Here is a 26657-nt window from a genome sequence, read left to right as displayed (position 1 = left end):
GATAAGGAAGTTTCGTAAAGCGCGTCATTCGCCCGATTCTTTCACAGAACAGGTCATATTTTAGATAGAGTTAAGTTTTAGGAGGTGAAAATTATGGGTTGTGGAAGAGGAAATAGTGATTCAGGCAACCACTCTTCAAAAGGGTGTGTATGTGAAGTTGTTCGCGCAATTTTAGAAATTCAAAATGCTGCAGTACAGGATGATTGCAATAGATGTACAACAAACTGCTTCTTAGAGCCACTTGGAGGAATTGTGAACCCTGCACGTTCAAATGCTGATACACGTGTGTTTACATTATTAAATAAAGATGGCTCACCGTTCTTTGCTACATTCTCTAACGAACCGTCTTCTCCATGTGTATCGATTTATTTCCGTGTAGAGGACATTTTTGATGGCTGCTGCGCAACATTACGTGTTTTAATACCAGAAGATGCAAGTGGAAATCCGGTAGATTTATTAAGTAATTGTGGGTCTAAGATTGATTTCCGTGAAGTATGTAGAGTTACACAATTCGATGCTTCAGACAGCTGTATTACAGTTGATTTAGATTGCTTCTGTGCTGTTCAATGTATCGATGATGTGGACCTTGGCATTTGTGACTAATTGAACTATAAAAAATGAGGAGCCAAATAAGTGGCTCCTCATTTTAAACCGTATGATGAATCATCACAATTTCATTTGCATGGATCCAGCGCTTTGTCTGGAAACAATTCAATAATACTTGGCTGCCATTTATTTTATCAATGGAAGCATGTATTCTTTCACCTGACTGTAAAATAAATAATAACATTCTTGGCTCCTTCACTGGTTTGGCAAAATAATTAAGCTGCCTTGCAATGAGGGAGTTTTCGATTTTTTCAGGGATAGGACGCACATAAATAGACGTACTTTCCTCCTCAATTTCCTCAATTTTCTTTTCCTGAATATAACTCGGACTTGCAATAAAAAGTAATGGATGAATTTCCACATTCCACATCCTTTTTTCATACAATATGCAATAAACTTTCAAATCGTTCCTTATAGAATAAGACCAATAAAGGTAGTAGCCAATCCTAAATAAATTACAATACTCGTAACATCGTTTAATGTCGTAATAAAAGGACCCGATGCAACGGCAGGGTCGACGCCTAGCTTATGCATAATAATCGGAATAAATGACCCTGCTAATGTAGCGACAATAATAGAACAGCAAATTGATGCCCCGACAAGTAAACCTACTATCAAGGTACCTTTCCAAAAGAAAATAATTCCCACTACGATAGCTCCGCTGACCAATCCCATAATGATACCTGTACTTAATTCACGAAGGACAAGCTTGAACTTACTTTTACCTCCGATATCTCCAGTTGCAATACCTCGAATCGCGACTGCTAATGCTTGTGTACCACTATTTCCTGATGTACCTGAAATGAGTGGAATAAACGTGGCAAGTAATGCGACTTTATCAAGCGTTGCTTCAAATATCCCCATTAACCCTGAAGTAAGCATCCCTAGAAACAATAAAATAATTAACCAAGGCAAGCGTTTTCCAGCCGCTCGAATCGGACCTGCATCATTGTCATCCATATCCGAAATACCCGCCAGTTTTGAGTAGTCATCTTCTGCTTCTTCTTCAATAACATCGATAATATCATCGAATGTAATGATACCTTGGAGTTCTCGAGTTTCATTAATAACCGGAATTGCTAAAAAGTCATAGTCCTTCATTAAATTCGCGACATTTTCCTGGTCGTCGGTCACCTTCACAGAAAGGACGCGATCACTCATAATGTCACGAATATATAAATCTCCTTCTGCGACAATTAATTCTCGTAACGTCATGACACCAAGCAGTTTATGGGAACTGTCGACAACAAAAATATAGTAAATGGTTTCGGCAGTCTGTGCTTCTTGACGCAATACGCGCATCGCCTCACGAACAGTAGCACTTTCTAAAACCGAAACATACTCGGTTGTCATTATTGCCCCTGCTGTGTATTCCTCATAGCCTAAAAGCTCATTGATTTCATCAACAGTTTCATCATCCATCATATCTAAGTAATTTTCACGTTGCTCAGTGTTCAGTTCATTTAATATATCTACCGCATTATCGGTATACATAAATCCGAGCATCGCAGCACCATAGGATGGATCCATTTCATTTAAATAGTTTTCATATTCATCATCTTCAATTTCCATTGACTCTAAAATAATGGCCATTTCCTGAGGAGACAAGTAACGATAAATAACTTGCCGTATATCCGGACCTACCTCTTCGTAAAACTGTGCTTGATCAAATGGATGGAGAACTAAAAAATGCTCACGAAATGCTTCAATATTTTCCTCATCGAGTAGCATTCGCAAAAAGGACTCATCATATTGTACTTCATCCTTACTTTCCTCTATCATGCTTGTCCCCTCCTTTCAATTACTTTATTAATTCTATTATATGCGCTCAATTTTCAATTGCATCAAAATCCAATTATTCATCTTGCACAATCCAATATCGCTATAACAAAGGACTATTTTATTACTAACTTTTTCAGTTCGTCAAGGACAGGAATGGACTGTATTTAATTACAGTATTTAATTGTCCGCCCTTCCAACAGTATATTCCCTTTTTCACCAAAAAATAAAAGACACCATTTCAGTAATTGGCCAGACTGTAGACAAACTCTTAAAAAGTGTGTGCTTAAAAATTAAATTAACATTGAACCGTTGATTTCCATTCCGGGACCGATGCTTTCCCCGGGCACGGCTCCAGCTAACTAAATGGTGCCAAGAGCGGCAGGCACCATTTAGTGGATCTTCCGCACGGTGCTCCTGCGGTTACTCGTCGCAAAATAAATTTTGCTGTTCCCGGTGGAGTCACGGTCCCTCCATTCCAATCAACTTATTAATCCCTTTATATAAAGTGAGGTACGATTGGATAACTTGTTACTGCTATGCATCTAGTTAAAATTTATAATAAAAAGACAAAAGGTCTCGGGAGACGAACTCTCGAGATCTTTTGTCGACAATCTGTGGCATCTTCTATTAATTAATAAGGTTTGATATTTCAGGCGGGAGATTGCTACAAAATTGCATAGTCTCCTTCGTTAATGGATGTTCAAACTGGATATTCCGGCAATGGAGTGCCTGACGATTTAATAATGTTCGACTTCCTCCGTATAATTCGTCTCCTACTAAAGGGTGTCCAATATGAGCCAAATGGACTCGTATTTGATGTGTTCTCCCTGTATGGAGTTTAAGGCGAATATGAGTCAAGTTATTTTTACGTGCTATTACCGATACATCCGTATGTGCAAATTGACCATCCGCACGTACTTCACGTTCGATAATACTCGTATCTTTTCGTCCAATCGGTAAAATTATGGACTGTTGATCCTGTTCTACATACCCTTCTACGATTGCTTCATATTCACGATGAATACTTCCGTTTTTTTGCTGGCCACTCATTATATGATGTATATGGCGGTGTTTCGCAATGACCATCAGACCTGAAGTATCACGGTCGAGTCGTGTAACAATATGCACCGTTGAAGCAAGTTGCTGTTGAACGAAATAGCCATATACATAATTTGCGATGCTGCCGTTTAGATGCTCTTTCGAAGGAATGGAATTCATAAAAGGAGGCTTGTCCAATACGAGTACTGCCTCATCTTCATATACAATGGCTAAAGTACCTTCTTGTGCAGCCAAACCTTCGCTTACTTCCTCCTGTGGGAAAATAATTGTTACGACATCTCCAATTTTAAGGCTATGCCGTACATTCTTTTCTTCTCCATTGACTAATAGTGTTCCTCCATCAAATTTGATGGCGGTCAAAGCACGCTTCGAAATTCCCCATTGAGCAATCGCATCACGCAACAGGGCATTTTCTATTGAATTAATAAATTGTAATTGAAATCTTTTATCCATATAACCTCATTCTATTCATTTGAGACAAATGAATCATGTACACGTTCCCAAAATGGAAATGGTCGGAAGCGCGCAAAACGCACTTTTTCATTTGCAACATTGAAGGTAATCGACTTTACATCTGTTTCCGTCATGCTTATATGATCGACAGTCATATTGAATTGCTGTTCATGGACTGGCTTTAATACACAATTATGATGTGCAGGTAATACTAAGGAAGAACCTACAGTACGAAAGACACGATTGTTGATTGAAGCCATTTCTGTAAGTTGGAATGCTTGTAATGTTGGGTGGATAATTGCTCCACCTAAAGCCTTATTGTAAGCGGTACTCCCGGATGGTGTCGAAATACACAACCCATCGCCACGGAACCGTTCGAAATGCTCACCATTTAGCTCAACATCCATTACAAGTGTAACGTCCGGTGATTTTATCGTAGCTTCATTCAGTGCCAAATAAGTACTGGAGTCCGAGTGATGGCGATGTACCTGCACTTCCAACAGTGGATATTCGACTACATTAAATTCCTTTTTAGCAATGGATAATACTAACTTTTCCAGCTCGGAAGGCTTCCAGTCGGCATAAAAACCTAAATGCCCTGTATGGATACCAACAAAAGCCGTTTTGTCCAAACGATGCAAATAGCGATGGAATGCATGCAATAAAGTCCCATCGCCGCCAATGGAAAGAACAATTTCCGGCTCTTCCTCATCAAATTTCAACCCGAAATCGATTAAATAAGATTTTGCGAGCTCCATCAATTCATTTGATTGGTCATCTCTGCGTGATTGAATTGCAAACTTCATTAGCTTTCACGCTCCTCTTTGTCAGTTGACTTATGAATAGCTGTATTAGTTGCTTCTTTTATTTCACTAAAATATGCTTGGGCCTCATGAATTTCACTTTTAATTGAGGACATTTCCTCATCCAGACGAAATGCCGCTTCAGCCGCACTTTGCAATCGGTTTTTTATTTCTTCCGGGAAAATTCCCTTATACTTATAGTTTAATGAATGCTCGATAGATGCCCAAAAGTTCATTGCCAATGTACGGATTTGAATTTCAGCAACGACAACAATGCGGCCCTGAATCGTTTCTACAGGATATTCTACAATCATATGGTGTGAGCGGTAGCCACTCGGTTTACTATGTGTAATATAATCCTTTTCTTCAATAACCTTCATATCATTACGCTGGCGAATCAATTCCGTAACTGTAGCAATATCGTCAACAAACTGGCACATGATACGAACGCCTGCAATATCCTGCAATTCATTGCCTAAACGCGGATTCGGCTCAAATGGTATCCCTTTATCAAACGATTTATCATATATACTCGCAAGTGGTTTAACACGGCCTGTTACGAATTCAATTGGTGAATTTGCACTCATAATACCAAATTGCGATCGCATGCCTTTTAATTTAATTTTCAGTTCGTCCACAGCTTGTCGATATGGACTTAAAAATACTTCCCACTGCCCCATTTACAAAGCCCCCCAACTTGAAATAGTACTTTCATGTCACACTATTTCAAAACACGTTGTTTCAAACAATTATACTTCTTGTACATGAGAAAAACACATTTCACACTTAAATAGCACGAAATGGCACCTTTTTCATTTCAATACATAAAAATTGCTGATCATTTTTTACAAAAAATCGGCAAATTCCTTTTCTACAGCTTCTACAAAACGGTCTCCATAGTTGCTGTTTCCTACTATATTGTACAGTAATCCTTTTAATTCATCGGTAAACTGTCCAAGAGGCATCAAGCCATCTTCTACTTTTAAAAATGGCTGCTGCCCTGACTTTAACATTTGTACTAATTGCGACCATACAGCTTGCGGAAAACCAATGTAACTATATGCATCATTTTCTTCTATGATATAAAGAAACGCCTCATTATCCGAATCAACAATCACTTGTCCTACTGGTTGCAATTGGCTAAGTTGTTTCTTTTCATTTAAAATAAAATGGATTTCATTATGTACTGCTTGAAATTGACTAACTATATATACATTTCTCAATGAATTGAACTCCTTTTCAATTACGTCTTAATGTAGTATGTTCTAATTTTTCAAACCGGCATGAAATCTTTGGAAATCTATGCCATCCACTACTTGCCTTCACTTCATATTTTACCATAGGACTATCGATTGGTGCAGTTTCGTTTTATTGATTTAAAATAAAAAACTAAACAGCAAAGGAAGATTAAACAATGACACAGCATATCGAAATAGAATTTAAAAATATTTTAACAAAAACACAATATGAAGACCTTCTTCAGGCTTTTTCTATCCAGCCTGAGCAGATTATTCGTCAAGTTAACCATTACTTCGATACATCAGGGAATCATTTAAAGCAACTCCAAAGTGCACTTAGAATTCGAGAGTACGGGGAAACAATCGAGTGTACATTAAAAGAAAAAACATCAGAACATCAACATTTAGAAACAACCGACTATATAACAAGAGAACAAGCCGATCAAATGCTGGCTGGCAAAAGGATTACATTACCTACTGTAAATGATAGATTAGCACTTTTTGACATTCCTATGAACACGTTGCAGTGCTACGGATCATTGACAACTGACCGAGTAGAGATACCTTACGAGGGAGGCTTACTTGTGTTCGATCATTCTTTTTATTTGCACTGCGACGATTATGAGGTAGAATATGAGACAAATGATGAAAAGATTGGAAAAATAATTTTTTCATCATTTTTAGCAAAACATTCAATTGAGCCGCAGCCCGCACAAAAGAAAATTGTGCGATTTATGATGGCATTGAATAATCAGAAAGGCTAGGTGCTGTCATGGATATTTCATCAATGAAGTCATTGTTGGAACTACAGGCAATGCAAAACATAAATACATCACACCAACCAGGCTCGAGTACATTACCATCATCGAACTCGACTTTATTTTCTGATTTAATGAGCGATATATTAAATGGTCAATCCCTTAATGGGCTTGGCGATGTAGGTACCTTACAGCAATTCACAAATTCAGAACAGCAAAATTCAGCTACCAATAATTATATCGCTTCATTTTTGTTAGAAAATTCAAACAACTTAACGGATTTGGCTGGTTCTCATTACCTTCAAGCAACGAATGTATCACCAACCAATCTTGAAACATATATGACAGATTATACGCGTAACAACGATGTAAATGATTTCTTTAATGGGGCAGAAAAATATCAAGCTGAAATTGAAGCTGCCGCAAAGAAGTACAATATACCCGAAAAATTAATTACCGCTGTAATGAAGCAGGAATCAAATTTCAATCCGTCCGCTATTAGTGGTGCTGGGGCATCAGGCTTAATGCAACTAATGCCGGCTACTGCAAACTTTCTCGGGGTGAAAGATCGCTTTGACCCTGAACAGAATATTATGGGTGGTGCCAAATATTTACGTCAAATGCTGAATCAGTTCGATAACAATATAGAGACAGCTCTTGCCGCTTATAATGCCGGTCCAGGAAATGTAAAGAAATATGGGGGAATCCCTCCTTTCCAAGAAACTCAAAATTATGTCAAAAAAGTAATGAATTATATAAACGTGTAGCTACACAAAATGTAATTTATTTCCTAATCGAAGTTAGTGTTGAACTTTTTAACATGTAAATGTTCCTACGGTAAAATTTTTTAATAAACAATTAAACCTACTATATATGTGCACTTCTAGCATATTTTATATGGATGTAAAGAGCCCTTCAAATTTTTTGCAGGGCACTTTATTTGTTAAAACATCATTCCGTTGCTAGAATGAATGTAACGCCTAAATGAAATTTATATTACGGAAACGTCATTCCTATTTCATTAATGGGCTAAGAAAGACACAAAGGAGTATAACTAATGAATCGAAATTATACGATTCCTTATGAGGAACTCGGCGCTGAAAAGCTTTCTGAATTAATTAACGCGTTCTACTCTCGAGTGGCGAAGCATCCATTATTAATTCCTATTTTTCCAGATGATTTAACAGAAACTATTCGTAAACAAATACAATTCCAAACGCAGTATCTAGGGGGGCCTAATCTCTTCACTGAAGAACACGGTCATCCAATGATGCGTGCCCGACATATGCATTTTAAAATTACACCCGATCGTGCCCAGGCATGGCTAGAATGTATGGCAGAAGCGATGGACGAGGTTGGCTTAGACGGTAAATTCCGCGAGGTTTACTATAAGCGTCTCGTAATGACTGCTCACCATATGGTTAACGCCCCAAATGATGAGGAGGGATTTGAGTGAATAATGTCCAACTTTTACAGCAACCTGTTGCACCGTCCACATGTAATAAACCAATTGAGCTTTATATTTTTATTGACCCTCTATGTGAAAAAGCATTACTTATGCAAATGACTTTGCGTAAGCTTCAAGTAGAATATGGTCATTACTTTACATGTCGATATGTCCTTAGTACGGAACTCTCTGCTTTAAACAGCATTACTAGCCGTATGAAAGGCTGTGTTTCCGGAGCGGAATTGGATATTACACATCCTGCACTACCGTCAATTGCAATTAAAGCCGCTGAACTGCAAGGTAAGCGAGCTGGTTTCCGCTATTTAAACAAAGTACAGGAAATAGCGGTTCTTAATACTCGAAATATTAATTCTCATGCAACATTAATAGAAATTGCACAGCAAGTTAACTTGGATATGGAGGAATTCGTATCTGACTTCGGTTCCAAAGAAGCTGCCCGTGCATTTCAATGTGACTTATACTTAACGCGGGAAATGGAAGTTGATGAAGTACCAAGTATTGTATTTTTCAACGAATGCATTGAAGATGAAGGATTAAAAGTAAGTGGTTCATATAATTACGAAGTCTATGAACATATTTTAGCAGAATTACTTGATGAAGAATTAACTCGCCAACCCGTTCCTACATTAGATGATTTATTCGATCATTTCAGCATTTTGACGACTGCGGAAGTTGCAGAAATTTATTCAATTAATGAACAGCTTGCCGAACGTGAACTAAAAAAACGGATGCTTCAACAAAAAGTAGAACGTATTATGACTGATGAAATAACACTATGGCGTGCAAAATAGCACATTCTTATAATTACACTATTATTTAATTGCCCTTATATATTTATTTTTACCAGCGACGCCTTAAGCGAGCTGGTTTTTTTGTCCTAAAATATATTGAGTATAAATTCCCGGAAACGCTAATAAAGGCAGGAAAATAGTTATGTAGAATTTTGCATAAATTTAAGGAGAAGTATAAAAAAACAAAAGAGGCGCCTCTATCCTCGAGAGATAGGACGCCTCTTTTTCACAAAGGGGATGGGAGAAATGTTCACGTTCAAACAAAGGGGTGTATGTTTGTTATGTGATTTATTTCACAAATATTACTCTATCATGGAATAATATTTCTTGCAATAATTCTTTTATAATTTCACAAATTCGCCATATAGTAAGCGTTTCCATATTTGCATTGATTCAAAGGCTGTTAAAAATGCGGATAACATTGATATGTAGCGCTTTATCACGGCTTTAACTTAAAGAAGTTTTCGACTGTTAAAGTGCAGTACAGACAGAAAATCCGTTTTCAAAAGCAAAAAACGCACCTGAAACAGATGCGTTTTCACAAACAATTAATTATTTAATAATAACTTTTCTAACTCATCTAACTTTTCTTCAAACACCTTACATGCAAGCGCGATTGGTTCTGGTGACTCCATATCTACACCTGCTGCTTTCAATACTTCAATTGGGAAGTCTGAGCAACCTGCTTTTAAGAAGTTATTAATATAACGCTCTACCGCTGGTTCTCCCTCTTCCAATATTTGTTTTGATAAGGCTGTTGCCGCAGATTGGCCTGTTGCATATTGGTATACGTAATAGTTGTAATAGAAATGCGGAATACGTGCCCACTCAAGTCCAATTTCTTCATCAACAGTCATCGCGTCACCAAAATATTGTTTGTTCAAATCATAGTAGATTGATGTTAGCTTCTCAGCTGTAATCGATTCGCCTTTTGCATCAAGCTCATGAATCATATGCTCAAATTCAGCAAACATCGTCTGACGGAACACTGTGCCGCGGAAACCATCCAGCCATTGATTTAATAAATATATTTTCTTCTTTTCGTCATCCAATGTTTTCATTAAATGATCAAATAGAAGCTCTTCATTACATGTCGAAGCAACTTCCGCAACGAAAATTGAGTAATCAGAGTATTGATATGGTTGGTTTTCACGTGAATAGTAGCTATGCATTGAGTGACCAAATTCATGTGCCAATGTGTATAAATTGTTCACGTTATTTTGCCAATTCATTAAAACATATGGGTTTGTACCGAATGTACCTGATGAATAGGCACCACTGCGCTTCCCTTTGTTTTCTAAAACGTCAACCCAACGACTATCCAAACCTTTTTGAACAATTTCTTGATATTCCTTACCTAAAGGCGCAAAGCTTTCAACCATTGTTTTCATAGCTTCATCGTATGTTACTTCCATTTTCACTTCTTTTACAAGCGGTGTAAATAGATCGTACATATGCAGCTCATCCACGCCTAACACTTGTTTACGCAGTTCCACATAGCGATGTAGTGCTGGTAAATAATCATGGATTGTTGAAATAAGCTGATCATATACTTTTTCAGGAATAAAGTTATTGCTCAATGCTGCATGGCGTGCCGAATCGTAATTACGGATTTTTGCATTGGCATTATGTGCCTTCACATTCCCTGCTAAAGTTGTTGCAAATGTGTTTTTATATTGACCATATGTTTTGTATACTGCTTTGAAAGCTGATTCTCGTACTTCACGATTGTCACTTTCTAGCATAGTAATGTAATTGCCGTGTGTAATTTGTACTTCTTCCCCATCTTCTCCAATAATTTTAGGGAATTCGATATCGGCATTGTTTAATGCACTAAATGTTTTGCTCGCTGAAGAAGCGACTTCCGACATTTGCGCTAACAGCTCTTCTTTTTCTGCAGATAATACGTGCGGACGGCCTAAGTTAATTTCCTTCAGGCTCTGTTTGTATAAAGCAAGCGGTTCATAGCTTTCCACATAGCTGTTTAGTGTTGCTTCATCCAATGCTAAAATTTCAGGGGTAATAAATGACCATGCAGCTCCGACATTTGTAATAACAGAACGAACGCGACCGTCCAAATCCTGATATTTGCTGTTCGTCGTGTCTTGGTCATGCTTTAAATGAGAATACACATATAATTTGTGCAGACGCTCATATAATGCATCACTAAATAGCAATGTATTGTATAAACTTTCAGCACTGTCTGCTACTTTCCCTTTAAAATCCGAAGCTTGCTTTGATAATTGGTCCACTTCTTTCAGTTCTGCTTCCCAAGCCTCATCTGACTCGAAAATTGTTGTTAAATCCCATGTTAAATGCTCCGGTACTTCTTCACGTGTTAAAATTTGCTTAGCCATTCATTTGCCTCCTAATATTCCGGAATTCGAAATTATAAGTCTATTTAATCAATTTCACTTCCCAATTGCAACACATTCGTCGTATAGAGCTTCAAAAAGTTTATTTAAGCTCATACTTTCATGTACTTGCCCAATATTAAGCTCCTTTAATATTTTTAAATACTGCACAACAGCCACTTTCCTCTCGCTAGTTTGTTCCATGCCACTCCATTCAAAAAAATACGGAATAGCCTTTTGATTCATCGTTTTTGGAATAAGACTGTGACATTTCATAAAATAAAACAATTGTACTTGCCATTCTAAACAAAAACTATCAAAAGCATTTGTATTCTTTACTGGAATCCCTAAATACAATGGTAAATTCGTGGTTGTTAACTGCAGTTCATATAAAGCACGTAAAAATCGATCATTAACCCCTTTTTTGCTCAGCAATATACGAGGCCGCAAATATTGGTCGCGGTATTTTCTGAAGCTAATGAGGAACTGACGAAATATTTCCTTCGGGATTTTATCGGGAATGAGGAATGGAAATTGCTGTTGATGTAGCGGAAGTATTTTAACAAATGCAAAGTACTGCATTTTATTGATATGAATTAAGTTACTCAAATAGTAAAATTTTTTGCTTTTAACATCAAAGGTGAGGAGAAAATATTGATTGTTATACTGTTGGATAAATTGAGCATTGAAATGGTTAATTGAAATTTTCAACATTCCTGATGCTTGGAATTTTTCCGGTGTATGCAATAGCCATATTGGTGTAATATTTGCTTTTAAATATCCTCTTGTCCGCTGTAGAAAAAGATCCTGCGAGATTGGGCTGCATTGAAATTCGATGGCATATTGCCTGTCCATTTTTGAAATAAAAATATCGGGTCGTTGACGGAGGTGGGGCAAATAGGGTTCAAGCATTGGTTGCAGCTTGAGCTTTGTAAAATGTTGAAATAGCTGCTGCTTGCCTAATAAATGGGTGGTTGATTCCCGTTCCGAAAATAATGAATCGCACTTACTTCTTTTATAATGTGCAAAGTGCGGAATTTTAATCTGTCCAGCTTTCAGCAAAAGCTCCTCTCTGCACTGGGGACAATAAAATTGCTGCTGTTGCTTTAATTGTTGCAGCTCCTGCTCCGAGAGCTTTGACGTTAAATGAAATAGTTGTTGTTTTTCTGTCAGTGCGACCAACAATGCCTTCCACTCCTTTTTATCTATCGTAAGCAAATGAAGAACAGCTTTCAACTTATAATAAGTAACTAGTGGGAAAATGACATTTTCATTAGGTTATGCCTGCAAACAAGTCCAATTATATAGACAAAAAAGCCACCCTAAATAAGGTGGCTTTCACATCTTGATTATTCAAAATATGTGATGATTGTTTCAAAGCAGTCCTCTGGAATAATTGTCTCCGCGTATTCGTCCAAGCGGTGTCTCGTAACTTTGGAAGCGGATAAATATTCAGTGCATAATGCAACGACATTTTTCGCTTCTTGAATTTCCAGACTTTCTAACTCTACATATAAATAGTAGTAGTCCTCCCATTTATACAGCGCAGATTTAACTCCCAACGGGGCTGCGCGTTTTGCAAGAGGCACTAGCTCATCAATATCTTTAAATCGGAATCGTGCATTTTCAAGCGTCTGCTCTTCATCTTTGGCTGCCTTACCAATTGCATTGAAAATCGATTCTTCCATTTCGTTTAATTGATCTGCTATATGAAGGTCGTCTTCAAAAGTACCAACCATCGATGAAGTTTCGGAATCATTCCCTACAGATGCACGAGTTACAACGACTTCTAACCCACTATCAGAAGCATTAATATGAATCCAAATCGGACCATCTAAGTCGAAATAATCATCTGTATTTACTTCGCCAATGATATCCCAAAAGAGCTCTTCTCCCTTAGCGCGATTGTACCAAATTTCTTCACGCGTATAACCACGGTCTTCGATATCACTATACGTAATAAATAGTTTTAACGTATTTTCATTAATGCGTTCGATGTCCATTAGACCTCAACTCCCTTCACAGTCATTGTATAGAACGTCACTTATATTCCAAAATGTATACAATAAGGCGTTCTATTGCATCGGAACTAAGATACTTAAAAAATGGGAAGTATCTATAACTCTATTGTATGATGGATTGGATAAAAATGAAAAGAAAAAACATTATTCAGCATAAATTATTTGAATAATTGAAATTGTATTGTACCCATCAGTTTAAATCAAGTATTAAAGAATTCATTATTAATATGATCTGAAATAAAAAAAAGATGCCACAATTGCACCCTAGGCAACCGTAGCATCATGAGTGTCTTTTATTTAGTTAACCATGCGTTGCGCTTCCTGAAGCTGGTAAGCACGTACTTTACGAGGTAGGAATCGACGGATTTCATCTTCGTTATAGCCGACTTGTAGACGTTTTTCATCCAATATAATCGGTCGGCGTAAAAGACCTGGGTATTCCTGAATTAACTCGTATAATCTTTGCAATGGCAATGTTTCAACATCTACATTCAATTTTTGGAAAATTTTCGATCGCGTTGAAATAATTTCATCGGTACCATCTTCTGTCATTCGTAAAATTTCCTTAATCTCACTAATTGTAAGTGGCTCCGAAAAAATATTGCGCTCTGTATATGGGATATCATGTTCCTCTAACCATGCTTTTGCTTTTCGACATGAAGTACAACTTGGTGAAGTAAATAATGTTACTAACATTGTCTCACTCCTCTCTAATTGATTTCAATTTAACTGATATATGCAGCTTCATTTCATATGGAAGCGTAAATATATAATACTTAGTTTAGAATTAATTTAATTTAAGATTCTGTTCTTATTATACATGAATACGCCATGTTTGAATACACATTGTCAACAAATAATTCAACTACCGTAATAATTTTTATTACATGTTTTTCTCTATTAAGCGCACTTTCTTTATTTTTGTGCTACAACATTTTTGTACCCTTATGCTAATAGATTTAAACTTAAAAGACAGAATGTTTTTTCTCATTTATTCAAATTTAATTGAGAACTAAACTGAGCGAAGATTTGTTGTTTCAAATAATCAGCTTGTTATTTTACTACTATTTCCACTACAATGCATTTTTATTCCTATTTCTTTCAAATAAAACAATTGCTTTCTTTTCAATATTTACGATATAATCACTTTCAAGATTATGAAAAAACGATGACGAAGAGTAGTACATTTAAAGCGAATGCCTAGAGAATCTGTGGTTGGTGCAAACAGATCATTCATTAAATGGAATGGACTTCCGAGTTAGCTTGATGAACGAACTTACATGTAGGTTTCATTAGTTTAGCTCGTTCCCTTCACGTTACGAAGAAGAGTGGCCAATTGTGGCAAGCTGGGTGGTACCGCGGATTTTAACATCATTCGTCCCTTCTATTATTTACTTAATAGAGGACGCATGATGTTTTTTTGTCTAAAAATACTTCAAGTAATTTTGGAGAAAATCTTATTTACCCATTTTAAGGAGGAATCCCCCAATGAAAACCATCTTTTCAGGCGTACAGCCAACCGGAACAATTACTTTAGGAAACTACATCGGTGCAATTAAACAATTCCCTGCTTTACAGGACGACAATAATGCTATTTACTGCATCGTCGACCAACATGCCATTACCGTTCCACAAGATCGATTGGAATTGCGCAAAAATATCCGATCATTGGCAGCAATGTACATTGCATGTGGCATTGATCCTGAAAAATCCATTTTATTTATCCAATCCGAAGTACCTGCGCACGCACAGGCAGGATGGATGCTGCAATGTGTCGCTTCAATCGGTGAATTAGAGCGCATGACACAGTTCAAAGATAAATCAACTGGAAAAGAATCCGTTTCTGCTGCACTTTTAACATACCCGCCGTTAATGGCTGCCGATATTCTTCTTTACAATACAGACATCGTGCCAGTAGGTGAAGACCAAAAGCAACATATCGAGCTTACTCGCGATTTAGCGGAACGTTTTAATAAGCGTTACAATGATGTTTTAACGATTCCTGATATTCAATTACCAAAAGAAGGTGCCCGTATCAAATCATTGCAGGAGCCGACGAAAAAAATGTCAAAATCGGATACAAATACGAAAGCAACAATTCGACTTTTGGATACACCTAAAGAGATTGAAAAGAAAATCAAATCTGCAGTAACAGATTCTGAGGGAATTGTGAAATTTGATGTTGAAAATAAGCCAGGCGTATCCAATTTGCTCATTATTGAATCTGCATTATCAGGAGTTTCAATTAAGGATTTAGAAGAAAAATACGAAGGCAAAGGCTACGGCGATTTTAAAGCAGGTGTGGCAAAAGCGGTTATCGACCATATTGCACCTATACAAGAGCGCTATTATGCATTAATCGACTCTCCAGAACTTGATCTTATTTTAGATGAAGGAGCTGCTAAAGCGGATGCTATCGCAGCCAAAACGCTTAAGAAAATGGAGAACGCGATGGGATTAGGCCGTAAACGACGCTAACCATTCCGATTACCGCTATTACAAGCAAATACAGTTCTGCACCATGAAGGATGTACAGCATTACTGCATGCCATGAATAGCCCAATGTCCGATAATTTAAGTATAAAATCATATTACTAATCGACATTACACAAAGCCCATAAAAAAATAGAAATAGTACGAAACGTGTCAAAACACCATCCTTTGTACAACTATACGAAAAACGAACGGACGATAGAATTGGTCCGTTCGTTTTTTATATTTCCTATTGCTCTGTGTATTTTTTAAACAATAAACAAGCGTTATGCCCACCGAAACCTAATGAATTGCTCAGTCCATATTCCACATCAGCTTTTCTTGCTGCATTTGCAACATAGTCCAAGTCACATTCCGGATCAGGTTCATGTAAATTCATCGTCGGAGGTAAAATCCCCTCTTTTAAGGCAAGTACTGTGAAAATCGCTTCAATACCACCTGCTGCTCCTAATAAGTGACCAGTCATACTTTTTGTCGAACTCATTGCCAGCTTGTATGCATGATCGCCAAATACCGTTTTCACTGCTTGTGTTTCAAATAAATCGTTGTACGGTGTACTCGTACCGTGTGCATTAATGTATCCTACTTGCTCTGGAGAGACATTCGCATCATCCAACGCCATTTTCATTGCTCGCGCAGCCCCTTCACCATTTGGAGCTGGTGCTGTAATATGATGGGCATCTCCTGTCGAACCGTAGCCAACTACTTCTCCATAAATTTTCGCGCCACGTGCTTTTGCATGTTCATATTCTTCCAGAATTAATATACCTGCCCCTTCGCCAATAACGAAGCCATCACGATTTTTATCAAATGGACGTGATGCCGTCGCAGTGTCTGGGTTTAAAGATAATGCAGTGTTTGCACAAAAGCCGGCAACCGCCATTGTTACAATTGGTGCTTCCGTTCCTCCTGTAATCATTACATCCGCATCCCCGCGTTCAATTACTTTGAAAGCGTCTCCGATTGAATTTGTCCCTGAAGCACAGGCTGTAACAGAACATGAATTAACTCCCTTTGCTCCTAAATAAATTGATACTTGGCCTGAAGCCATATCAGGAATCATCATTGGTACGAAGAACGGACTTACTCGGCGAACACCGCGCTCTTGGAATGTCAAAAATTGCTGTTCATGTGTTTCCATTCCGCCAATTCCCGAGCCAATCCATACTCCAACACGAGGTGCCATTTCTTCTGTAATCGTAAGGTTAGCATCTTTTGCAGCCATCATTGAAGCAGCTAGTGCGTAATGGGTAAAGCGATCCATTTTTCGCGCTTCTTTTTTCTCAATATAATCTTCTATATTAAAATCTTTTACCTCCGCTGCAACAGACACCGGAAATTTACTCGTATCTACACGCGTTAGTGGTCCAATTCCTGATTTTCCTGCTACTACATTATCCCATGATTGCTCTGCATTGTTTCCTACTGGCGTTACTGCGCCGATTCCTGTTACAACAACTCTTCTTTTCTCCATCATTTAACACCCTTCTCTTTCTTTATTTTCCCCATTTTAATGCGAGTGCCCCCCAAGTAAGCCCTCCACCAAAACCAACTAATACAACAATATCATCGTCCTTTATTTTCCCCTCAGCCAAATCGTCGACAATCGAGATACCAATTGACGCAGCCGATGTATTACCGTATTTCTGAATCGTTTTCGACATTTTTTCTTCCGGTAGTCCTAGACGCTCTCTAGCAGCCTCCATAATGCGGATATTCGCCTGGTGCGGTACGAGGTAATCTACATCTTCCTTCGTTAATCCAGCCTTCTCCAGTACACTAACTGCGGACTCACCCATTTGACGAACTGCAAACTTAAATACTTCACGACCATTCATCGAAATGTGATTTTCTGGATTTAAATACAAATGTTTTCCACCAGTTCCATCCGCCCCAAGTTCATATGCCAATATGCCGCGCCCTTCAGAAACTTTACCAATTACAGCTGCGCTTGCACCATCACCAAATAAGACAGCTGTGTTGCGATCTTTCCAATCGGTTATTTTCGATAATTTTTCAACACCTACTACTAATATATATTCATAACTATTACTCTCAATAAATTGTTTTGCTATTGCCGTCCCGTAAATAAAGCCTGAACACGCAGCAGAAATGTCCATTGCACCACATCCCGATATACCAAGACGTTCTTGTATTTGGCAGGCTACACTCGGAAAGTTTTGATCTTGAGTAACCGTTGCGACAATAATTAATCCTACTTCATCTGCTGTAATACCGGCATTTTGAATTGCTTGTTGTGCCGCTTTATAGGCTAAATCCGATGTTTCCTCATTCTCTGCAATATATCGATTTCCAATACCTGTCCGTGAACGAATCCATTCATCTGATGTATCTAAAAATTGTTCAATTTCCGAATTTGTCAAAGCTTTTTCCGGAATATACTTGCCCATGCCAATTATACCAGCATTCATATATTATCCCCCTTGTTTTCAAACATATCCAACCCAATCCTTCTGCTGAATAACACAAAATAATCACTAAATATTAGTATCTGGTACTAATTATAATGTATAAGTATTTTGAAAACAATTAAAATTTATAGAAAAGACAATAGCCATGTTTTTACGGTCCGGAATATTCACTTTATGACATCTTGGCGAAAAGTTGTATTCCCCCTTTTATTTTCATGAAGGCTTGTGGTATGATATTGAAGATGTAATTTCAAAATAACGATATAAATAAGTTCAATGAGGTGAAATTGATGCAATATATTATTACTTTCTTTTGGTCATTCCTTTTAGTAACAATGACTAACTATGTAGTAAGTTCTGTATTAGGTGTAAACTTTAATTTCATGAATGGCGTAATCGTATCATTAGTATTCAGCGTATTAGTACTTATTATCGCTGCAATCATTCCAAACGAATCAACTCCAGACATGGAAGCAGAGCAACATTAATAGATGACAAAGGGCTGTCCGGTATTATACTGGACAGCCCCTTGTCATTTTATTTAATTTCGTATTACAACCTTTTTGGAGATTCTACTTCTGGGAAATCACCAGTTCATCATTTTCCAGCATAATTTCTAGCACACCACCTGCTGTTACTACACCTTTTAATAGTTCCCGCGCAACAATTGTTTCCAAGTGGCGCTGAACGAAGCGTTTTAATGGACGTGCACCATATTGAGGATCAATGCCATGTTCTACAATCCAATCCACTACTTCCTTACGTACATGTAACGTAATTTCCTGTTCTGCAACTCTTTCCTGGAGCTGCTTTACATATTTCCAGGCAATTGCATGGAAGTGTTCTTCCGACAATGCATGGAAAATGATAATATCGTCCATTCGATTTAATAACTCCGGCTTAAAGTGCTGACGCAAAGCTGTCTGTACAAGCTTCTCGGAATCATCCGACGCCTCCAGTAAAAATTGTGACCCAATATTAGACGTTAAAATAACAACCGTATTCGTAAAGTTTACTACTCGGCCCTGGCTATCGGTAATTCGACCATCATCCAACAATTGCAGTAAAATATTCGCTACATCCGGATGAGCCTTTTCAATTTCATCTAATAGTACTACTGAATACGGATTACGGCGTACTGCCTCTGTTAGCTGTCCGCCTTCTTCATAACCGATATAACCAGGTGGTGCTCCGACAAGTCGGGATACAGAGTGCTTCTCCATATACTCACTCATATCGATTCGGATAAAATGGTCTTCCGAATCAAATAATTGTTCCGCTAGTGCTTTTGCCAATTCTGTTTTACCGACACCTGTTGGTCCTAAGAACAGGAAGCTTCCAATTGGCTTATTAGGATCCTTAATACCGGAGCGGGCACGCCATACCGCCTCTGCAACATACGTGACTGCATCATCTTGTCCAACGACACGGTCATGTAATGTATCTTTTAATCGCAATAACTTTTCACGTTCCCCTTCAACAAGCTTCGTTACCGGAATACCTGTCCAGCGGGATATAATTTTTGCAATTTCATCTTCCGTTACTTCTTCGCGTAGCATGCGGTTGCCTTCCGAATCTTTAAGCTGCTTTTCCAATTCTCCAAGTTCTTTCTCCAGTTGCGGGATTATACTGTACTGCAGTTCACTTGCCCGCGCTAAATTGTTGCCGGACACGAACAGTTGATCACGTTCTGCTTCATATTTTTTCAGTTTATCTTTTTTATCGCGTACAATTTGCAAACCGTTTTTCTCAAGTTCCCATTGTTCTTTCATCGATTGCATTGAAGCTTCTAAAGTATCGATTTCATTCGTAAGGATTTCCAGGCGTTTTTTACTCGCATCATCCTTCTCTTTCTTCAATGCTTGTTGTTCAATTTTAAGCTGAGTAAGTCGGCGTGTTAATTGATCGAGTTCCTGCGGCATTGAATCGATTTCAATTCGAATCATGGCACATGCCTCATCAACTAAATCTATTGCTTTGTCCGGTAAAAAACGGTCTGTAACATAGCGATTGGCTAGTTGTGCTGCTGCAATAATGGCGCGGTCATGAATACGAACACCACGATGATGCTCTTCAAAACGGTCTTTAATACCACGTAGAATGGATACTGTGTCCTCAATAGACGGTTCACGTACTAGAACTTGCTGGAATCGACGTTCCAAAGCAGGATCCTTTTCAATATACATACGATATTCATCCAATGTCGTCGCACCGATACAATGCAATTCCCCGCGCGCAAGCATCGGTTTGAGCATATTTCCTGCGTCCATGGCACCATCACTTTTTCCGGCACCTACAATTGTATGAATTTCATCAATAAATAAAATGATACTTCCATCTGAATCTTTCACTTGCTTTAACACCGATTTCAAACGTTCTTCAAATTGACCACGATAAGAAGCGCCTGCGATGAGTGCACTCATGTCCAACTCATATAACTGCGCATCCTTTAACCCTTCCGGCACATCTTGTCGTACGATCCGTTGAGCTAAGCCTTCGACAATAGCCGTCTTCCCAACACCTGGTTCGCCAATCAATACAGGGTTATTTTTTGTTTTGCGCGATAAAATCCGGATAACATTGCGAATTTCTTCATCACGTCCAATAACCGGGTCCATCTTGCCATTTTTTACTTGTTCAATTAAATTACGTCCAAATTGTTCTAAAGGCGGACGATTGTCTTGTGTTTGGTTAAATTGCATATATTGTATCCTCCCGATAGTTTGACCTTTACTGACTAATTTTATTATAGGTCAAAATTAGTCAACTCACAAATTTTTACACTCCCTTTTTAGGTACGTTCTTATATTTTTGTATATTCGATAAAATATACCTTAATAATTAAGTAAAACGAAATAACGACTCATATTTGTGTAACAAATGGCATTTTAGCCTTAATATTTTAGAAAAGCATTTCATTAATAATTATTTGATGTTAAACGCATATTTAAACTGGATTCCAATGGAAAAATAAAAAATCACCCTCGACTATCGTTATAGTGAATAATACGGACTTTTTAATCTTAACTTAAAAAAAAACGATTATTTTGCTTCTGCAAAATAATCGTTTTAATATTTTTATTAACGGATACCTAAAGCCATTTTTGCATAGCGTGACATATTGTCCTTAGACCATGCCGGTTGCCATACGATATCTACCTTTACCTCTTTTACTTCCGGTAATTCACTTAAAGCTGTCGTTACTTGGTCAACGATTACTGGTGCAAGTGGACAACCCATTGATGTTAATGTCATTGTAACAATCGCTAAGCCCTCTTCTGTTAAATCCACTTCATATACTAAACCTAAGTTGACAATATCGATGCCTAGCTCAGGGTCAATTACGTTTTCCAATGCTCCGTACATGCTGTCTTTCATATCTTGATCAATTGCCATTTTTTTATTTCCCCTTTCGACATAGTGTTATCGTCTATCATAGCAGAACGAATGCTTTATGCCAAACGTTGTGCAATGAAATCCGTCACTTGTAAAATACCATTTCTTGAAACGGCATGTCCTGCTTTTGGCTCTGCGATATATTGAATATTCGCCGCCTTTCCTTCTTTTTCAAGTTGTTCATAAAAAGGGCGACTCATACTAAATGGAACGACCGTATCTTTTTCACCATGCCAAAATATTATTGGCTTGTTTGACCACAATGATTCATGTTTTTCCATATCATATTTGCCGAGCATATCGAACAAAGCACTTTGCTGTTCTTCAGATATTGGAAGTTGAACACCCTTTTGCTTCAGTTCCTCAACTTGATGAAGCGCGACCTTCGTGTAGCTCGTTGTCCCCATACAAATACCAGCAGCCTGAATCCATGGATAAATAGTTAAGCAACCCGATGTTACAATGCCACCCATTGACGTTCCAGCAACGCCAATTTTGTCGCCTACCATTTTTTTTAGTTTCAATTCTTCATAAAGCGTATGTACTTCTTCAATCGATTTTAAAACAATTTTCCAAAAGTTATAGTTCATCTGTTCATCCGTTAAATAATCTGATCGTTCTCCATGCATGATTGCATCAGGCAGTATAACTCGGATACCTTTTTGCACAAACTGATACGCATAATGAAGATTATGTTCCTTTGCACTTAAGAACCCATGTAAAAAAATAACGACGGGTGTATGTTCGTCCATCGTTTCATCATACACATGCAATAATGGAATAGATTTCCACAACTCTTGCTTAACAATCATTTTTCTCACCTCGCCTTAACCTTATCAAAACTTCACGATTGTTTCAAAACTTTGACGAATGTTAATTTTTCACGTTACAATAATACCCATGCTAAAGGAGGCTTATTCTCATGAACGAACATTTAATAGTATTGGATTTAGACGGAACATTATTGACGGATGATAAGAAGATTTCCTCCCTTACAAAGGAAACACTGTTTAAGGCAAAGCAAGCGGGACATCAAGTAATGATCGCGACAGGACGTCCTTTCCGGGCTAGTCTTCCCTATTATAAAGAATTGGAGTTAACGACACCTATTGTCAATTTTAACGGTGCGCTTATCCACCATCCAAAAAACCCCATGTGGAAAACAATTCATACACCTGTGGATTTAAGTGTAGTCCACGATGTTGTTGAATCAGTCCATAAATATGAATATGATAATTTAATCGCCGAAGTAATGGATGATGTATATCTCCATCGTGAGGATGAAAAAGTACACGAAATGTTTAATATGGGTAGCCCTAATATTTTAATGGGTGATCTCAAACAGACATTAAAGGAAAATCCGACGAGTTTATTAATTCAGGCAGATGATGTAAATACGCCGATTATCCGTAAACATTTGCAGGATGTACATGCCGAGCTGATCGAGCATCGACGCTGGGGGGCACCTTTCCCGATTATTGAAATTGTGCATAAAGGGTTAAGTAAAGCAATTGGCATTGACTTCATTTCAAAAGAAATGGGTATTCCACGTGAGCGGATCATTGCATTTGGCGACGAGGACAATGACTTTGAAATGATTGATTATGCCGGTATTGGTGTTGCAATGAGTAATGGAATTGATGATTTAAAAAATATCGCCAACGAAATTACGTTATCTAATAATGAAGATGGTATTGCAAAATTTTTACATGACCGATTAAAACTGTAGGACACGTGACCGAATTGAGTCCAATTATTAAAAATAGCCTGGAAAAGCGAGGTATTCACTTTTCCAGGCTATTTCATTTTATTTTGCTGAATTGGCGCGGCGTTGTTTCCCACGTTTCATAATAACAATCATGAATGCCGTATAAAGTACAACAACTAGTCCAAGTGCCACAATATAGGAAGTATTAATTCCTCGCGCATCGATGACCTGATACACCTCAACCATTTCGCGGTCTAAAATGATTGTATAGTTGTTATCTTTATTTTCACGAATGATTTCACTATTGAACATCCCACGGATTTCTTTTCCTTCCCCCAGCTCTGCTACAGGGATATGGACACGTTTTGTTTTACTACTATTGTTAATTACAACAATCCATGTTTCCGTATCGGATTTCCGCTCAAATACGATATAGCCATCTTCATTTTCAAGCCACTTAAATTCACCATTACGTAATGTATCTGAATCATTTCGTAAAGATTGAAGCTTTCCAACATAATCCGCCAGTTCTGAATCTGTCTTAAAATTATAGTATTGATGCGCCTCTTCACCGGCAGTACCATTCATTGCAATTTCAGAACCGTATTGAACGACTGGCACACCCGGCAATAATAGTGTACTTGCAATCGAAATTTTACTACGTGTTGGAGGGTACATCCCTTCAGCCGTTGCAGCTAAAGTAAAACGGTCAGACCAAATTGTATCAGTCATTGTCAAAACAGGTGTGTCCGATAATGTCTCTTCAATATATGGCTCCAATACTGAAGTATCTAAATCCACATTTTTAAAAGAATTTGTAAATTTTGATGCGACATCATTATAAAATTTCGCATCAAAATCGGCATCACTTTCTGCATTTGCAATTACATAGGCACCAGTAGCTTTTAATTGCTCAATCATGCGATTTAAAAATGCTGTATCTACTTGTTCAATATTCGTTAGACGAACGCCGTCAAGTCCGTATGTATCCACAAATTGTACAGCACTGTCGATAATTTCGTTTTGTACTTCTTCATTAGTTAAATCCCACTGTATTTTCCCATCATTTGTACTTGCCACAAACCCTTGCTTTTCTGCAAGTTCATGGTTTGGGCTAACATCTGTAATAGGGAAATCAGCCATTATTTTCATCTCACGCTTTTGGTATGAACTTACCATTTTCTTAAATTCATCAGCTGTACCAAAACGAGGGTCTAATAGTGTATAGCTTGTCGGCATCGAACCGTCATATTTTTCTGTTGCAAAAACTGAGCCTACTGAAAGCATTGTATAGCCCATATTCGTCACATAATCAATCTTTTTTAAAACACCATCGAAATCTCCACCCGCAAACATTGTTGGGTCTTGGGCATTTACAGTATGATCATCGTTTTTGCCTGTTCCATTAAAAAAGCGGTCCACTAAAATGTCATATATACTTTCATCTGCAATTGTACGATTTTCTTCAGCATTTGCTAATGATGCAAATGACAATGAAGTCGAAAGTACCACACCTGCAGTAAGTGCACTAAGCCATTTATTAAATCTCAATTTATTTCCCTCTCTTTCACATACAATCCAACGTCATTTTACCAAAAAACCTATACACGTATCTATGATTACAAAAGTTATTTGTAGGAAATGCAACAAATACGTGACAAAAATGTGTATGAATTAAAGAATAGCAAATCATATTACCTTTTATACAGTTGGAGGATAAAATAGAGGGGAATGAATGATGGATAATATAAAGTTGATTAAATAAAAAGTGTGCAAAAAGTTAAATTCACTTTTTGCACACCCTGCTTTTATTAGAAGTTAATACCGATACCCATGCTCATACCTAAGTATAATGTAATTAGTAAAACGATACCGAATAGTACCCAGAACATATTAACAGATTTGCCTTTGTTTTTACGCACTAATACCATTTCCATGAATGCGATTACTAAAATACCAAATAACACTTTCATATCATAGTTCATGCCGCTTTCAGCAATTTTATCGCGCCATTCTAAGAATAATGCCAAACCAGTAATGATAACTAAAATATACATTACACGTAAAGTCATGTGAACAGCTGTTAGTTTTTTGCCTGCTAATGCAGCTACAAAAAATAGGATTAATGTGATTGCCCATGCTGTAATGTGCAAGTGTGTTGAACTTGATAAGAAATCCATGTATTTTCCACCTCTTCTATTTATTATCTACACGAAATATCCTACCATGCTAGCATGTGTAAATTCAATGGATTCGTCCAAGTAACAATAGAAAAGGTCATAATAAATGAATTATATTAAACAAATCGGTTTGCCAGAGTCCCAATACCTTCAATCGAAACCTTTACCTCATCACCGGCTTTTAAAAATTTAGGTGGATTCATTGCTTTTCCAACTCCTGCTGGCGTGCCTGTTAAAATAACATCGCCCGGCTCCAGCGTTACAGATTTAGAAATAATCTCAATAATATCCGAGACGGTAAACATCATATCCTTTGTCGAACCGTTTTGACGAACTTCCCCATTCACCTTCGTTACAATTGTTAATGTATGCGGATCTGGAATTTCATCTTTTGTAACTAAATATGGACCCATAGGACAGCTGCCTTCCAAGCTTTTTCCTAGGAAATATTGTTTATGTTTTTCTTGTAAATCACGCGCTGTAATATCATTTGCAATTGTATAGCCAAATACGTAATCATACGCCATTGCATTAGGAATATTTTTGCCTTGTTTACCGATTACAATCGCCAATTCTCCTTCATAATCAAGAGAATCCGTAAATTCTGCATGAACGGATAATGTCGATTCATCCGACGCAATTGCAGTTGGGGATTTAGTGAATACAACCATATCTTCCGGTGCTTTATCTGCACCCATTTCAACTGCATGGTCATTATAATTTTTGCCGACACACATTATATTTTTCGGTGTACGAGGAACCGGCGACAACCATTCTATATTAGAATATGCTAATTTGAATTTAGCACCATCTTCATGCTTTTGTGCTGCCTCTACTAATTTACGAACTTGCTCAACAAATTCATAGCCGTGTGCTATCCCGTCGATAATTGTTTCTGGAAAGTCTTTTAGTACATTGAGTTGTTTTTGAATTTCGACAACATCCCATACTGCCTCTTCTTTTTTCACTTTAGGGCCAAACTTTACTTGTTCGTTTACTATAAATGATAACAATTTCATAACGTGGAGCACTCCTTCTGTTTTTTTACATCATACATTAAAAATAAAATAATTGCCTTACTTTTCTGACAAAATAATATTATTCTGTAAAACTAA

General features: G+C 37.6%; 26 protein-coding genes and 1 other annotated feature. Of the genes, 8 read left to right on the top strand and 18 right to left on the bottom strand.

Annotated features, from left to right (window positions below; genetic code table 11):
* Positions 1-93 precede the first annotated feature (93 nt).
* Complete coding sequence (locus MHH95_RS07930; protein ID WP_191698612.1) at positions 94-603, top strand: CotY/CotZ family spore coat protein; 510 nt, start codon at positions 94-96, stop codon at positions 601-603.
* 43 nt (positions 604-646) lie between these two features.
* On the opposite strand, the gene MHH95_RS07925 is transcribed toward MHH95_RS07930, so the two are convergent.
* The 6 genes from MHH95_RS07925 to MHH95_RS07900 form a co-directional block, all read right to left on the bottom strand.
* Positions 647-976, bottom strand: a complete 330-nt coding sequence (locus MHH95_RS07925; protein ID WP_340727076.1) for a 4-diphosphocytidyl-2C-methyl-D-erythritol kinase — start codon at positions 974-976, stop codon at positions 647-649.
* Positions 977-1017: 41 nt separating this feature from the next.
* Positions 1018-2388, bottom strand: a complete 1371-nt coding sequence (gene mgtE, locus MHH95_RS07920; RefSeq protein WP_340727075.1) for a magnesium transporter — start codon at positions 2386-2388, stop codon at positions 1018-1020.
* Positions 2389-3015: 627 nt separating this feature from the next.
* On the bottom strand, positions 3016-3900 hold the full coding sequence (locus MHH95_RS07915; protein WP_340727074.1) for an RluA family pseudouridine synthase: 885 nt from the start codon (positions 3898-3900) through the stop codon (positions 3016-3018).
* Between the two features lie 11 nt (positions 3901-3911).
* The gene (locus tag MHH95_RS07910; protein WP_191698615.1) at positions 3912-4706 is read right to left on the bottom strand and encodes an NAD kinase; all 795 of its coding nucleotides are present in this window, start codon (positions 4704-4706) and stop codon (positions 3912-3914) included.
* Positions 4706-5383: a GTP pyrophosphokinase gene (locus tag MHH95_RS07905; protein ID WP_340727073.1), complete on the bottom strand. Its 678-nt coding sequence runs from the start codon at positions 5381-5383 to the stop codon at positions 4706-4708. Before MHH95_RS07905 ends, MHH95_RS07910 begins: the two co-directional genes overlap by 1 nt.
* Positions 5384-5548: 165 nt before the next feature.
* Positions 5549-5926, bottom strand: a complete 378-nt coding sequence (locus tag MHH95_RS07900; RefSeq protein ID WP_340727072.1) for a UPF0738 family protein — start codon at positions 5924-5926, stop codon at positions 5549-5551.
* A 191-nt stretch (positions 5927-6117) separates the two neighbouring features.
* On the opposite strand from MHH95_RS07900, the gene MHH95_RS07895 reads away from it, so the two are divergent.
* The 4 genes from MHH95_RS07895 to MHH95_RS07880 all read left to right on the top strand — a co-directional run bounded on the left by MHH95_RS07895 (position 6118) and on the right by MHH95_RS07880 (position 8958).
* Positions 6118-6705 (top strand): CYTH domain-containing protein, encoded by a 588-nt coding sequence (locus MHH95_RS07895; RefSeq protein ID WP_340727071.1) that lies wholly within the window; start codon positions 6118-6120, stop codon positions 6703-6705.
* Positions 6706-6713: 8 nt separating this feature from the next.
* Positions 6714-7466 carry a lytic transglycosylase domain-containing protein gene (locus tag MHH95_RS07890; RefSeq protein ID WP_340727070.1) on the top strand — a complete coding sequence of 251 codons (753 nt, stop codon included), beginning with the start codon at positions 6714-6716 and terminating at the stop codon, positions 7464-7466.
* Between the two features lie 290 nt (positions 7467-7756).
* On the top strand, positions 7757-8155 hold the full coding sequence (locus MHH95_RS07885; protein WP_340727069.1) for a globin domain-containing protein: 399 nt from the start codon (positions 7757-7759) through the stop codon (positions 8153-8155).
* Positions 8152-8958: a DsbA family protein gene (locus MHH95_RS07880; RefSeq protein WP_340727068.1), complete on the top strand. Its 807-nt coding sequence runs from the start codon at positions 8152-8154 to the stop codon at positions 8956-8958. The genes MHH95_RS07885 and MHH95_RS07880 overlap by 4 nt, the downstream gene beginning before the upstream one ends.
* A 548-nt stretch (positions 8959-9506) precedes the next feature.
* On the opposite strand, the gene pepF is transcribed toward MHH95_RS07880, so the two are convergent.
* From pepF to spxA, 4 genes are all read right to left on the bottom strand, one after another.
* The gene (gene pepF / locus MHH95_RS07875) at positions 9507-11315 is read right to left on the bottom strand and encodes an oligoendopeptidase F (protein ID WP_340727067.1); all 1809 of its coding nucleotides are present in this window, start codon (positions 11313-11315) and stop codon (positions 9507-9509) included.
* A gap of 54 nt (positions 11316-11369) precedes the next feature.
* On the bottom strand, positions 11370-12497 hold the full coding sequence (locus tag MHH95_RS07870; protein ID WP_340727066.1) for a competence protein CoiA: 1128 nt from the start codon (positions 12495-12497) through the stop codon (positions 11370-11372).
* A gap of 164 nt (positions 12498-12661) precedes the next feature.
* Positions 12662-13315, bottom strand: a complete 654-nt coding sequence (mecA, locus tag MHH95_RS07865; RefSeq protein ID WP_191698624.1) for an adaptor protein MecA — start codon at positions 13313-13315, stop codon at positions 12662-12664.
* Positions 13316-13630: 315 nt separating this feature from the next.
* Positions 13631-14029: a transcriptional regulator SpxA gene (spxA, locus tag MHH95_RS07860; protein ID WP_008403575.1), complete on the bottom strand. Its 399-nt coding sequence runs from the start codon at positions 14027-14029 to the stop codon at positions 13631-13633.
* 463 nt (positions 14030-14492) lie between these two features.
* Positions 14493-14719 (top strand) — a binding site (T-box leader).
* Between the two features lie 102 nt (positions 14720-14821).
* Between spxA and trpS the strand changes: the two genes are divergently transcribed.
* Positions 14822-15811, top strand: a complete 990-nt coding sequence (trpS, locus tag MHH95_RS07855) for a tryptophan--tRNA ligase (protein WP_340727065.1) — start codon at positions 14822-14824, stop codon at positions 15809-15811.
* Between the two features lie 244 nt (positions 15812-16055).
* Here the strand turns inward: trpS and fabF are convergent, their stop codons facing one another.
* Together fabF and MHH95_RS07845 are read right to left on the bottom strand one after the other, a co-directional pair.
* Positions 16056-17300, bottom strand: a complete 1245-nt coding sequence (gene fabF, locus MHH95_RS07850; RefSeq protein ID WP_340727064.1) for a beta-ketoacyl-ACP synthase II — start codon at positions 17298-17300, stop codon at positions 16056-16058.
* 22 nt (positions 17301-17322) lie between these two features.
* On the bottom strand, positions 17323-18258 hold the full coding sequence (locus MHH95_RS07845; RefSeq protein WP_340727063.1) for a beta-ketoacyl-ACP synthase III: 936 nt from the start codon (positions 18256-18258) through the stop codon (positions 17323-17325).
* Positions 18259-18548: 290 nt separating this feature from the next.
* On the opposite strand from MHH95_RS07845, the gene MHH95_RS07840 reads away from it, so the two are divergent.
* On the top strand, positions 18549-18746 hold the full coding sequence (locus MHH95_RS07840; protein WP_191698628.1) for a YjzD family protein: 198 nt from the start codon (positions 18549-18551) through the stop codon (positions 18744-18746).
* Positions 18747-18830: 84 nt separating this feature from the next.
* Here the strand turns inward: MHH95_RS07840 and MHH95_RS07835 are convergent, their stop codons facing one another.
* From MHH95_RS07835 to MHH95_RS07825, 3 genes are all read right to left on the bottom strand, one after another.
* On the bottom strand, positions 18831-20960 hold the full coding sequence (locus MHH95_RS07835) for an ATP-dependent Clp protease ATP-binding subunit (protein WP_340727062.1): 2130 nt from the start codon (positions 20958-20960) through the stop codon (positions 18831-18833).
* Positions 20961-21339: 379 nt separating this feature from the next.
* On the bottom strand, positions 21340-21648 hold the full coding sequence (locus MHH95_RS07830; protein WP_191698752.1) for a metal-sulfur cluster assembly factor: 309 nt from the start codon (positions 21646-21648) through the stop codon (positions 21340-21342).
* 62 nt (positions 21649-21710) lie between these two features.
* The gene (locus MHH95_RS07825) at positions 21711-22466 is read right to left on the bottom strand and encodes a serine aminopeptidase domain-containing protein (RefSeq protein WP_340727061.1); all 756 of its coding nucleotides are present in this window, start codon (positions 22464-22466) and stop codon (positions 21711-21713) included.
* 110 nt (positions 22467-22576) lie between these two features.
* On the opposite strand from MHH95_RS07825, the gene MHH95_RS07820 reads away from it, so the two are divergent.
* A complete protein-coding gene (locus MHH95_RS07820) occupies positions 22577-23383 on the top strand; it encodes a Cof-type HAD-IIB family hydrolase (protein ID WP_191698631.1) in 807 nt (268 codons plus the stop codon).
* A 78-nt stretch (positions 23384-23461) separates the two neighbouring features.
* Here MHH95_RS07820 and MHH95_RS07815 read toward each other — a convergent pair whose 3' ends face one another.
* The 3 genes from MHH95_RS07815 to MHH95_RS07805 all read right to left on the bottom strand — a co-directional run bounded on the left by MHH95_RS07815 (position 23462) and on the right by MHH95_RS07805 (position 26561).
* The gene (locus MHH95_RS07815) at positions 23462-24913 is read right to left on the bottom strand and encodes an alpha-amylase family glycosyl hydrolase (RefSeq protein ID WP_340727060.1); all 1452 of its coding nucleotides are present in this window, start codon (positions 24911-24913) and stop codon (positions 23462-23464) included.
* Between the two features lie 260 nt (positions 24914-25173).
* Positions 25174-25542 (bottom strand): YisL family protein, encoded by a 369-nt coding sequence (locus MHH95_RS07810; protein ID WP_191698633.1) that lies wholly within the window; start codon positions 25540-25542, stop codon positions 25174-25176.
* A 116-nt stretch (positions 25543-25658) separates the two neighbouring features.
* Positions 25659-26561, bottom strand: coding sequence for a fumarylacetoacetate hydrolase family protein (locus MHH95_RS07805; protein WP_340727059.1), 903 nt, complete (start codon positions 26559-26561; stop codon positions 25659-25661).
* Positions 26562-26657: the final 96 nt, after the last annotated feature.

This window comes from Solibacillus sp. FSL K6-4121 (genome assembly GCF_038002585.1).
Lineage (GTDB): Bacteria > Bacillota > Bacilli > Bacillales_A > Planococcaceae > Solibacillus > Solibacillus faecavium.
The sequence above is the reverse complement of the archived record's forward strand: the minus strand, read 5'-3'. Positions and strand labels throughout refer to the sequence as shown.